Annotated in this window: 9 protein-coding genes and 1 pseudogene; 6 read left to right on the top strand and 4 right to left on the bottom strand. The window is 37.0% G+C overall.

The genetic code is table 11. The features are described from left to right. Positions 1-15: 15 nt before the first annotated feature. From G6W43_RS04040 to G6W43_RS10850, 4 genes and pseudogenes are all read right to left on the bottom strand, one after another. Positions 16-585 (bottom strand): hypothetical protein, encoded by a 570-nt coding sequence (locus G6W43_RS04040; protein ID WP_194169221.1) that lies wholly within the window; start codon positions 583-585, stop codon positions 16-18. A gap of 166 nt (positions 586-751) precedes the next feature. Next, a complete protein-coding gene (locus G6W43_RS04035; protein ID WP_194169220.1) occupies positions 752-2,353 on the bottom strand; it encodes a flagellar hook-basal body complex protein in 1,602 nt (533 codons plus the stop codon). Between the two features lie 5 nt (positions 2,354-2,358). Next, positions 2,359-3,066 (bottom strand): flagellar basal body rod modification protein, encoded by a 708-nt coding sequence (locus G6W43_RS04030; RefSeq protein ID WP_148785641.1) that lies wholly within the window; start codon positions 3,064-3,066, stop codon positions 2,359-2,361. An 8-nt stretch (positions 3,067-3,074) separates the two neighbouring features. Then, a pseudogene (locus G6W43_RS10850) lies at positions 3,075-3,386 on the bottom strand (flagellar hook-length control protein FliK); the annotation flags it as partial. 1,222 nt (positions 3,387-4,608) lie between these two features. On the opposite strand from G6W43_RS10850, the gene G6W43_RS04020 reads away from it, so the two are divergent. From G6W43_RS04020 to typA, 6 genes are all read left to right on the top strand, one after another. Then, the gene (locus tag G6W43_RS04020; RefSeq protein WP_316246324.1) at positions 4,609-5,904 is read left to right on the top strand and encodes a DUF4910 domain-containing protein; all 1,296 of its coding nucleotides are present in this window, start codon (positions 4,609-4,611) and stop codon (positions 5,902-5,904) included. Next, positions 5,901-7,373, top strand: a complete 1,473-nt coding sequence (locus G6W43_RS04015; protein WP_103617324.1) for an amino acid adenylation domain-containing protein — start codon at positions 5,901-5,903, stop codon at positions 7,371-7,373. Before G6W43_RS04020 ends, G6W43_RS04015 begins: the two co-directional genes overlap by 4 nt. Further along, on the top strand, positions 7,360-8,130 hold the full coding sequence (locus tag G6W43_RS04010) for a formyltransferase family protein (RefSeq protein WP_103617325.1): 771 nt from the start codon (positions 7,360-7,362) through the stop codon (positions 8,128-8,130). The genes G6W43_RS04015 and G6W43_RS04010 overlap by 14 nt, the downstream gene beginning before the upstream one ends. Further along, on the top strand, positions 8,123-8,350 hold the full coding sequence (locus tag G6W43_RS04005) for a phosphopantetheine-binding protein (protein ID WP_103617326.1): 228 nt from the start codon (positions 8,123-8,125) through the stop codon (positions 8,348-8,350). Before G6W43_RS04010 ends, G6W43_RS04005 begins: the two co-directional genes overlap by 8 nt. Next, on the top strand, positions 8,347-9,126 hold the full coding sequence (locus G6W43_RS04000) for an AAC(3) family N-acetyltransferase (protein WP_103617327.1): 780 nt from the start codon (positions 8,347-8,349) through the stop codon (positions 9,124-9,126). Before G6W43_RS04005 ends, G6W43_RS04000 begins: the two co-directional genes overlap by 4 nt. A 95-nt stretch (positions 9,127-9,221) precedes the next feature. After that, complete coding sequence (gene typA, locus G6W43_RS03995) at positions 9,222-11,024, top strand: translational GTPase TypA (protein WP_004317297.1); 1,803 nt, start codon at positions 9,222-9,224, stop codon at positions 11,022-11,024. Positions 11,025-11,496 lie beyond the last annotated feature (472 nt).

Here is an 11,496-nt window from a genome sequence, read left to right as displayed (position 1 = left end):
CTCCCTTATGAAAATTTATTTTACTTTTTTGGCATTGTGTTGTAGGTATTTAAGCACTAAATTTAGATCAGTTTCATCAAGTGCGACAAATTTCGCATCGACCATGCCAGATAAATTTGCTGGCCACTGAGCAGCTGTGAAGCTATTTGGTTCGTGCAGCCTGTGACATGCTGAGCAGGTCTCTTCGTAAATTTTCTTTGCCTTTGCGTAAAGCTCTTTTTGGTTGCCACCAAGTGCGTCATTTGGCACTTCATAAACGCCATCAGCTTGATACCAAACCTCGCCGTAGTCATCTTCAAGATCTTTTACTTTTTTGAAATTTGTCTCGCTCTCGTCATCAAAAGCTACAAAAACTTCAGGATCTTCTACGCTTCTTTGAAGCTGAGCCAAGTAGTTTGCCGACACGACGCCACTAACCTTGATCTTGCTCGTTTTATCGCCTTTTTCGACGACTTCAACTGGCGTTAAAACCTCGATCTTACCGATCATCTTGCCATCAAGCGTAATATTTGCGTCTTTTGCGATGACATCAGCACCAAAGGCAAGACTACATGCTAGCACTGGGGCTAAAAATAGCATTTTCATTTGACAATCCTTAAAAAAAGAAATTAAATGAATTTTATAACCAGCACGCTTAAAATTATATTGCTATATTTAGAGAAAAGTAAGTATTTTAGGGGATTTGAAAGGGATAAAGTAAATTTAAAGTTATAAAAATAGGGCGATTGCTCGCCCAAATTTACTTTAAGGATTATTTCTTCATCTGGATAGCAGTTTGTATCATCTCATCACTTGTCGTGATGCTTTTTGCGCTCGCTTCGTAGGCCTTTTGCGTGACGATCACCTCGCTTAGTGCTTGACCAAGATCGACGTTACTCATCTCAAGCTTGTTTGCTAAAATTTGCGCCCCATAAACTGTCTCGCCAGCTTTATTTTTGTAAAAAAATGGCTCGCCAGAGTTGGCTGTGGCTTCATAAAGATTGTCACCAACCTTTGCCACGCCTTGGTCGTTTATAAAGTGATAAAGCGCCACTTTTGCCACGGGGAATGCTCGAGTGTTGTCGAAATTTGCCATGATGTTGCCGCGGTCATCGACGCTATATTTTGATAAAAGCCCCTCAGCGTAGCCATCTCTTTTTATGTTGAAATCTTTTCTAGCGTTTGCTGAGCTTGTCATGCCGTTATAAACGTCCGCATCGCCGTCGCCTTCAAAGTTTAAATTTACGCCGCCAACGCTTGTTAGTGTATTTGCGACAAGCCTACCACTGCCATTAAATGTAAGTGAGCCCATCGCTGTGTTTTGCACGGCTCCGCTAGCATCAGTTATCGTTGCCACCGCGTCCCAGATAGTTTGGTCGCCAGCTTGTGGGATCTGCTTGGTTAAATTTATAGTGACCAAGCTCTTTGTGCCGTCTGCGTTGTAGATATCAGAGGTTAGTTTCTCTTTGTTTGGCACTTCAACGAGCGAGGTGACTTCAGCATTTACCTCTAAATTTGCAAAATCCATAAATTTAAGGCTCTTGTCGTTTATCTGCCAAGTGCCGTCACCCTCGAGAGTGGTAGAAAACTCGCTAAATTTACCATCGCCGTCTTTTACCTTTACGACCACGCTATCGCCAGCCTTTGCGCCAAGAGATGTGGTGCTTAGCGGGATCTGTCCGTTTAGCGAGATCGTCTTGTTTGTATTATCAAGCGTGTAGGCGTATTCGCTAGCATCAATGGCTGTCGTTTTTTTATCTGTTATGCGGCTTGAGTTTAGGTTGCCTTTTAGGCTGATGTTTGTAGTAGCCTCAGCTGGCATAAATAAAAAATGAGGCAGTGTTATGCCCTTTTGCGAGCCAGGATCGCCAAGACTTAGCTCCTCTTGCGAGACCGTGTAAGCTTGTGGGGCGCTTGAGGTTTGACCATATTTTTTAAGAGCGCTCGCACTTGGCGTGGTTGGAGTGAAATTTGCAAGCGTGCCAAGGAGTAAATTTCCCCTAGTATCTACTAAATTTCCAGCCGCATCTATGTCAAAAGTGCCTGTTCTTGTGTAGTAGTTTTTGCCTGTTTTATCGACAACGCCAAAGAAGCCATCTCCGCCTATGGCAAGGTCAAAGTTGTTATCAGTGCTTTGAAAGCTACCATTTGACATATCAAGTGCAGTCGTTTGCTTGGTAGCTCCAAGTCCCACTTGATCGCTAGTTGGGCCACTTCCTGCTGAGACTAGGTTTTGGTTTATTAAATTTTTAAACTCAGGGATTGAAGCTTTGAAACCGACATTGTTTATATTTGAGATGTTGTTTGACCAAACATCCATGCCAAAGCTTTGCGTCTTGATGCCGCTAACCCCGTTGTAAAAACCTCTCATCATGGCTTTTAGCCCTCGTAATATTCAGATACTTTATCCATTGAAACGTATTCGCCAGCTACCTTCATCATAGCCTTGCCATCTACAAATTTCACCGCCTCGACTGGGTAGTTGCCTACTTGTGTTTTATACTCTTTGCCATCTTTGCCAGTGTAAGTCGCTGAAATGGTGTATGAGCCGTTTGGCACTTGATTGCCAGACGCGTCTTTGCCGTCCCAAGCTAGGTTATGAACGCCTGCATTTGTCTCATTTAGATCAGTTGTTCTTACGACTTGACCATTTGCGTTTTTGACCTCGATTTTGCCATTTGCAAGATCTGTCTTAAAGTAAAGCGCAAAATTTGCATCTTTTTTCTCATCTGTTAGTGTGACTGCATTTGAGCCAGTTGAGACCATCTTGCCAAGGGCTGAGATAGCGTAGGCATTTGCGTTTGACTTTAGCTGACTTACTAGCTCTTTCATCGCTTTGTTTGTGTTTTCTTGCATCTCGACTGATGCTAGTTGGCTAGTTTGCGTTAGCATCTTTTCAGTATCCATAGGGCTTGTTGGGTCTTGGTGCTGAAGCTCGGTTAAAAGTAGCTTCATAAATGCATCTTTGTCAAGCTGTCCATTTGGATTAGTTCCTGTGCTAGCTGCAGCGTCTTGTCTTGCTTTTGCCTTTTTCTCGGCATTTTTTTGCTGCGTTGTTTGTGTAGTTATATCTGAAACTGAAGCCATAATCTCTCCTAAATATATCTTGGTATTACTAGCTCAAGCAAGCTTTGTTCCGCTTGGGCGTTTTCGCTCTCGTCGCTTTGATTTGAGCTATATTTGTTTTTTGCTTGTTCTCTTTTTTCTTGTCTTTGGTTTTGGTCTGAGAAATTCATCTCAAGCTCGGTAAAACCCATATTTACAAGGCTGTTTTTAAACTCAGCTTGGTTTTGTAAAAAGAGGTTCATTGTAGCTGTGGTAGAGCTAAAATTTACATGCAAATTATTGCCACGATTAACCATCGTGATCTCGACCTCGCCTAAATTTAGCGGATTGAGCGTGATGTTAAAGCGAGTGATCGGCGCTTTGTAGTTTTGCACCTGCTCTTTTAGCGTAGAAGAGAAGTTGCTAAGCGTCTCTTTTATCTCTGCCTTTGTTTGAAGCTGGTGTTTAGCGCTATTTGCGATATCTTTTACCATTTGATTTAGCTCTGATTTGTTATCGCTACTAAAGGTCTCCTCGCTTAGCTCAGCCTCGCTCATCTGCTCTCTTTCTGGAAAGAGTAGCGACTCAAGAGTTGGGGCTTTTTGCGCCTTTTGCTCGTGTAAATTTATCTTTGCTTTTGGCTCTTTTGGCTGCTCATCTGGCTCAATATCCACTATCTCATCATCAAGCTTTACTTCACTATCATCTAGCTTTTTAGGCTCTTCTTTGACTAAATTTTTAACTTCGCTGACTGGATTTGCCACCACCTCTTTTAGCAAAGTATCAAGCTTTACGACCTCTTTTGGCTCGTTTTTGATGATAGTTTGCTCGACCTCATTTTTTAGCTCTTTTAGGTAAAAAGGCTTGTCCTCAGTCTTTATCGGCGTGAAAAATTCCTGCTTGCCCAAATTTTTAAACATCTCGTTTAGTTTTGGCACATCTTCGTTTGAAATTTCTATATTTTCAAGGCCAAGGTCAAATTTCTTAGCAAGGTCGATAAGATCGCTAACGCTTTTAACGTTGCTAAGCTCTTCAACGTTTTGGGGCACACTTAAGAAATTTGCTATTTTGTCGCTGAAATTTGGAAATTTACTTACTTTTTCATTGCCATTTAGGATCTCTAAAACTTGCAAAAGCTGCATGAAATTTGCATTTTCATAGAGCTCATTTTTTGTATCTTCGTCCAAATTTTCTTCAAGTGCGGCTGAAATTTTTGCCACGCTTTCGTTTTGCGCCTTTTCTATCGTCTCTTTTTGGATATCAACAGTTTTTACTATCTCTTTGACATCCTTTTCGGTGATCTTTTGACCGCTATTTGCCTTGCTCGCAGCTGCGTCTAAAACCATCGACAAAAACTCGCCGTTGTTTTGAGACTTCTTCGCAGCTGCAGGCTTTTTAGTAGCCGCAGGAGCTAGCAAATCTACGTTGTTTTTCGCTGTGTAAGCTTGCATTTAATCCCTTTAAATTTAAAAACTTAACGCTTACATGCAAAATCTATTCCAAAAATTAATTTCTTGATATCAGCTTAAAATTTATAAAAGATTAAAAAAAATGGTAATATTTCATTTTAAAAAAGGAGTTTAAATGAAAATGCATGACATGGCTACAAAGCTTTTTACAATTCCTCGTTCTATCACTGGAGAAGGATTTTTAAAAAGTTTGCAATTCATAAAAGATGAAGTTGAAAAAGATGGGGATAATTTTAAGCTAAATATAACTTCTGTCAAAAGTGGCACCAAGTGTTTTGACTGGACCATACCTCCCGAGTGGGTTGTGAGAGATGCTTATATAATCACACCTGATGGCAAAAAGATCTGCGAATTTAGTAAAAATACACTTAATTTAGTTAATTACTCTGAAAAAATTCATAAAAAAATGCATCTAAAAGAGCTTTTACCTCATCTTTATTCTTTACCTCATTTACCAAATGCTATTCCTTATGTTACTAGTTATTATGAAAGACGTTGGGGCTTTTGTATTAGCAAGAAAGAGTTAGATAGTTTAAAAGACGGAGTTTATGAGGTTTTTATAGATACTGATTTTAAAGATGATGGATCGCTTTATTATGGTGAATTATTTATACCTGCTACTACGCAAACAAAAGATGAAGTATTATTTTCAACATATCTTTGTCATCCACAAATGGCAAATAATGAATTAAGCGGTCCTGTTGTTATGACAAAACTTATAGAGTTTGTAAAATCACTACAAGATAGGCGCTACAACTATAGGTTTTTAATTATTCCAGAAACAATAGGTTCAATAACTTATATAAGTAGGCATTTTAATGAGCTTAAACAAAATGTCAAAGCCGCTTTTGTTATGTCTTGTCTAGGGGATGAAAAGGCATATAGCGTTGTTTTAAGCCAAAAAGAGAATAGTTTAAGTGACAAAATAGCACTTCATACTATAAAACACCTTACAAAAAATCCTAAAATTTATAGTTTTTTACATAGAGGAAGTGATGAAAGGCAATTTAATACCCCATCTTTAAACCTTGGTGCGGTTGCGATATGTCGTTCAAAATTTGGAGAATTTAAAGAGTATCACAATAGTCTTGATGATTTAAATTTTGTTACACAAAAGGGATTAACTGGCGGGTTAAAATATGCGAAAAACATTGTTTTAAACCTTGAAACAAATGCAAAATTTAAGCTAAATACAGTTTGTGAGCCAAATTTAGGCTCAAGAGGCTTAATATCAACAATAAATAAAGGCGCATATCCAAAACAGATGCTTAATATAAGACATTTTTTAGCATATTGTGATGGAGAAACTGATGCTTTAGAAATAGCTGATATTTTAGGAATTGAAGTAAGAAAGTTAAAAGAAATAATTGATCAGTTGATTAAATTTAATCTTATTGAGGAAGTTAAATGATTAAAAATGTTAGTGACCTTCTAGAAAACTCAGCAATTAAGTTTTCAAAAAAAATAGCAGTAGTTGATTGCGACACAAGCATTACTTATTCTGATCTATATAATACCTCTTTAAAAATTGCAAGTGAAATTTTAAGGCTTAATCTTAAAAAGAAACCTGTTTTGATAGTTTTACCAAAAGGTGTTGATGCAATATGTGCTTTTTTTGGGGTGGCGATAAGCGGAAATTTTTATTCCATAGTAGATGAAAATACGCCTGAAGAGAGACTTAAAAGTATTTGTAGTATTTTAAAACCAGGGCTTATTATTAGTAATAGAAAATTAGATGACTTTGAAATAAACCTTTTATCGACTGAGTGCTTTGATAGCTATTTATTGGATAAAATATTGATAGAGCAAGCCAAAAAAACTCAAATAGATACCGATCTTTGTTATACTCTTTTCACATCTGGTTCTACAGGAGTTCCAAAAGGTGTATCAATAATGCATAAAAGTGTTATTGACTATGTTAGTTGGGTTTGTGAAACTTTTAATGTAACATCTGATGAGAAATTAGTAAATCAGGCACCATTTTATTTTGATAATTCTGTTCTTGATATTTACGCATCTATTATGGCTGGAGCAGAACTTCATATTATTAAAAATACTGAATTTATTTTTGCAAATAGAGTTTTAGCGTATTTGCAAAAGCACCAAATTTCTATGATTTTTTGGGTGCCATCTGTGTTAGTTTATTTTGCAAATTTAAGAGTAAAGCTAGATTTGCCAAATTTAAAAAAAGTATTATTTTGTGGTGAAATTATGCCTAATAAACAACTAAATTTTTGGCGTAAAGCTCTACCTGATACTCTATTTGCAAACCTTTACGGTCCCACAGAAATAACAGATGTTTGTAGTTATTATATTTGTAACAGAGATTTTAAAGATGAAGAAATCCTGCCAATAGGACAAGCGTGTAAAAATACTGAACTTCTAGTTTTTGATGAAAACTTAAAACTAGTTACTGATCCTTTTGTAAAAGGCGAGCTTTATGTACGTGGTACTGGTTTAAGTGTAGGATATTATGCAAATTTAGAAAAGACAAATGAAGCTTTTATACAAAATCCTCTTCAAAATAATTATCGTGAATTTATTTATAAAACAGGTGATATTGTTGCTTATAATGAAAATATGGAGCTTCTTTGTTATGGTAGAATTGATAGTCAAATAAAGATAGCAGGGCATCGTGTAGAGCTAGGAGAAATAGAGAGTTTGACAAATTCTATTAACGGAGTAAAAAATGCTATTTGTCTATTTAAAAATGAGATAATATCTTTGTTCTATGAAGGCAAAGCGGAGCAGAATATAGTTGAATTTCTAAAAAGTAGATTGCCACATTACATGATGCCAAAAAAAATTATTGAGGTTGAAAAATTTTCATTAAACCAAAACGGTAAAATTGATAGGAAGGCACTCTATGAAAAAATTTGAACAAATTATTGTTGTTGGTTTTTCAAGGGTTGCGACTGAATGTATTAGAAAATTAAAAGATTTTTTTAAACAAGATGTTACTTTTTATGAATTTAAACCAGGTTGTAATAAAACAGGGCTCGATGAATTTTTGAAAAATAAAAAGGATAGCTTTATAGTTAGTGCCAATAACTTTTATATTTTTAAGCAGCAACATATTTTAAATAATATAATTATTAATTATCACAATTCTATTTTGCCAAGTCATAAAGGATCAAATCCAAATATTTGGTCTATTTATGAAAATGATAAAAAAAGCGGAATAACATGGCACTTTGTAGATAATAATATAGATACAGGTGCGGTTATTTTGCAAAAGGAAATTACTATTGATAGTTATACAACCGCATTATCTTTATTAATAGCACAAAATAAACTCGCCATAGAAAGTTTTAGCGAATGCTTAAGCATTTTATGTGAAGCTAATTTTGACCAAAGCAAGTTTGTTTCTTTTGATAAAAATTATGGCATAACAAGAAAAAGAGAAGAGTTGCCAAATAATGGTATATTGGATATCTCAGAGTCAAAAGAAAAGATTTTTAGATTTTTAAGAGCGATGGATTGTGGGTTTTTGTCTAATGTAAAAAAGCCGATAATAAAAGTTTTTGATAGCTTTAGAGAAGTGAAATATTACGAAATACATGAAAACTATTTGGTATTACAGCTAGATGGTGATTTAAAAATAAAATTAGATTTTAAAAGGAGTAAAGATGTGTGAAATTAAAGAGTTGTTTAATCAAATAGGAAGAGATGATATTAAAGGGGATGAAAAAAATCTTTTAAGCTCTGGTAGGATTGATAGTATGGATGTCATGGCTTTAGTTTCTGCAATAGAAAGTCTTTGCAAAAAACCGGTGAACGCTGATTTTGTTGATGCTGAGAGCTTTGAAAGTTTTGAGAGTATTGCAAATTTAATTGAAAAAGTAAGACAACAATGAATTTTTTAGAAGTTAATAATAAAAAATTTAATACACACGAGTTAGTTGAAGCTTTAAAAAAACTTGGCATAGACAAGAGTGATCATATTTGTGTACATTCTGAGATTTTTCCACTTGGGAAACCACTTCTAGCTAAAGAGGAATTTTTAAGTGTCATATTGCAGTCTTTTCTGGAGGTTATAGGTGAAAATGGGGTGCTAATAATGCCGACTTTTACTTATAGCTTTTGTAATGGTGAATGTTATGATAAGCGCAATTCTATAAGTAAAATGGGTGCGCTTACGGAGTATTTTAGGCACATGCAGGGCGTAATCAGAACTAATGATCCTATATTCTCATTTGCTATACATGGGGATAAAACAAGCGAGTATGCAAAAAATACTACTAGTTGTTTTGGTGAGAATTGTGTATATGATGTATTGGTACGTAATAATGGCAAGATTATTTCATTTGGATCCGGAAAACTTTGGTATACGTTCGCTCATTATGTTGAAGAAAAAGCGCAAGTAAGTTATAGGTACTTTAAAGATTTTAGTGGAATTTTTATAGATGAAAATGGTGTATCTAAGCAAACAACGCAACGATATTATGTAAGGGATTTGGAACAAAAGAGTATTTTGCCTAGAGAGAAACAGGTAGAGTTATTGAAAAAATCAAATAACTATAAAATTGTAGAGTTTGCTTTTAAGGATATTATTAGCGTAAATAGCAAAAAATATCTTGAGGAACTCATGAAAACCTTTAAAAACAATGAAAAATTGCTTCTAGAAGATTAGGGTATAGTTATAGTAAATGTAAAATTTTTCTTTTATAAAACAATAAACTCTTTTTAATTATAATCCATACCTTTAAATAAATTCAAGGAAAACATTTGGAAAAGATACGAAATATAGCCGTTATCGCGCACGTCGACCACGGTAAGACAACAATGGTTGATGAGCTTTTGAAGCAGTCAGGAACATTTAACGAGCATCAAAACCTTGGCGAGCGTGTAATGGATAGCAACGATATCGAAAGAGAGCGTGGCATCACGATCCTTTCTAAAAATACCGCCATTCGCTACAAAGATACAAAGATCAATATCATCGACACCCCAGGCCACGCCGACTTTGGTGGCGAGGTAGAGCGTGTTCTTAAGATGGTTGATGGCGTTTTACTACTTGTCGATGCGCAAGAAGGCGTTATGCCACAAACTAAATTTGTCGTCAAAAAGGCGCTCTCACTTGGACTTCGCCCAATCGTCGTCGTAAATAAGATAGATAAGCCTGCAGGCGATCCAGACCGCGTTATAAATGAAATTTTTGACCTTTTTGTCGCACTTGACGCAAATGACGAGCAGCTAGAATTTCCAGTAGTTTACGCAGCTGCTAAAAATGGCTATGCAAAGCTAAAACTAAGCGATGAAAACAAAGATATGCAGCCACTTTTTGAGACTATCCTAGCTCACGTACCAGCTCCAAGCGGTAGCGACGAGAACCCACTTCAGCTTCAAGTTTTCACGCTTGATTATGACAACTACGTCGGCAAGATCGGTATCGCGAGGATTTTTAACGGCAAGATAGCTAAAAACCAAAACGTCATGCTTGCAAAAGCTGATGGCACGAAGACAACTGGTAGAATTTCAAAACTCATCGGCTTTATGGGACTTGATAGGATCGATATAAACGAGGCTGGCACTGGCGACATCGTAGCGATCGCTGGCTTTGACGCGCTTGACGTTGGCGATAGCGTCGTTGATCCAAACAACCCTCATCCGCTTGATCCGCTCCATATCGAAGAGCCAACACTTAGCGTTGTATTTTCTGTAAATGACGGCCCACTAGCAGGCACTGAGGGCAAACACGTCACATCAAATAAGATCGATGAGCGCCTTGCAAACGAGATGAAGACAAATATCGCAATGAAGTATGAAAACATCGGCGAGGGCAAATTTAAAGTAAGCGGCCGTGGCGAGCTTCAGATCACCATCTTGGCTGAAAATATGCGCCGTGAGGGCTATGAGTTTTTACTTGGCAGACCTGAGGTCATCGTAAAAGAGATAAATGGCGTAAAATGCGAGCCATACGAGCTTTTGGTTATCGACGCGCCTGATGATACGACAGGCACAGTCATCGAAAAACTTGGCAAAAGAAAGGCTGAAATGGTCTCTATGAACCCAACAGGCGACGGACAAACAAGGATAGAATTTGAGATCCCAGCGCGCGGCCTTATAGGCTTTAGAAGCCAGTTTTTGACTGATACAAAAGGCGAGGGCGTTATGAACCACAGCTTTTTGGAGTTTAGACCGCTTAGCGGCACCGTCGAGCACAGAACAAACGGCGCACTAGTTTCTATGGAAAACGGCGTAACGCTTGCTTATTCGTTATTTAACTTGCAAGATCGTGGCGTGCTATTCCTTGATCCGCAAGCAAAAGTCTATGTGGGCATGATCATCGGCGAGCACAGCCGTCCAAACGACCTTGACGTAAATCCTATCAAAGGCAAAAACCTAACAAATGTGCGTGCAAGCGGTAGCGACGATGCGATCAAGCTTGTGCCACCTAGAAAGCTAAGCCTTGAGCGCGCGCTAGAGTGGATAGAAGATGACGAGCTAGTTGAGGTTACACCTATAAATATCCGCGTTCGCAAGCGCTATTTAGACCCAACAGAGCGCAAAAGAAAAGCAAAACTATAATCCAAATTTGCTAGCAAAATCCCTTTGGTGCCAGCCAAAGGGCTAGCAAGTGAAATTTAATCCAAAAACCAAATTTAATAATCTAGTTTGTAAATTTATCTGTTTGTGCCAAATGGTGCTGGCTAAATTTAGTCAAATTTTGGTTTTGACTGCCATAAATTTATAAAGAATATTTTTGGTTTTTTGGGTTCTGGCGCTTCAAATTTGTAAATTTATGCTTGATAAGTAAATTTGTCTGATCTGATGCCGTCACGAGAAATTTATAGAGTAGTTTGCGTTTTACAAAGACTATTTTGCCCGTGAAAAAGTAACTAGCTGTGGTTAGTGAATTTGCTTATTTAAATTTGCAAAATGGCTAAATTTAGGTTTTGAGAGCTGATGAATTTACTTATTTGACTATCTCTGCATCCAAATTTTGATAGTGGCTAAAATTTTAAATTTGTGGCTTGACTAAATTTGCTTGCGTGGTTGT

The sequence above is a fragment of the Campylobacter concisus genome, assembly GCF_015229965.1.
Classification (GTDB): Bacteria; Campylobacterota; Campylobacteria; order Campylobacterales; family Campylobacteraceae; genus Campylobacter_A; species Campylobacter_A concisus_BD.
This window is presented reverse-complemented; position numbering and strand designations above follow the sequence as displayed.

What these genes read in the sequence shown, in the direction of transcription:
- G6W43_RS04030 (WP_148785641.1), bottom strand. Translation starts at nt 3,066, where the DNA reads ATGGCTTCAGTTTCAGATATAACTACACAAACAACGCAGCAAAAAAAT.
- G6W43_RS04020 (WP_316246324.1), top strand. Translation starts at nt 4,609, where the DNA reads ATGAAAATGCATGACATGGCTACAAAGCTTTTTACAATTCCTCGTTCT.
- G6W43_RS04000 (WP_103617327.1), top strand. Translation starts at nt 8,347, where the DNA reads ATGAATTTTTTAGAAGTTAATAATAAAAAATTTAATACACACGAGTTA.
- G6W43_RS04005 (WP_103617326.1), top strand. Translation starts at nt 8,123, where the DNA reads ATGTGTGAAATTAAAGAGTTGTTTAATCAAATAGGAAGAGATGATATT.
- G6W43_RS04010 (WP_103617325.1), top strand. Translation starts at nt 7,360, where the DNA reads ATGAAAAAATTTGAACAAATTATTGTTGTTGGTTTTTCAAGGGTTGCG.
- G6W43_RS04035 (WP_194169220.1), bottom strand. Translation starts at nt 2,353, where the DNA reads ATGATGAGAGGTTTTTACAACGGGGTTAGCGGCATCAAGACGCAAAGC.
- G6W43_RS04040 (WP_194169221.1), bottom strand. Translation starts at nt 585, where the DNA reads ATGAAAATGCTATTTTTAGCCCCAGTGCTAGCATGTAGTCTTGCCTTT.
- G6W43_RS04015 (WP_103617324.1), top strand. Translation starts at nt 5,901, where the DNA reads ATGATTAAAAATGTTAGTGACCTTCTAGAAAACTCAGCAATTAAGTTT.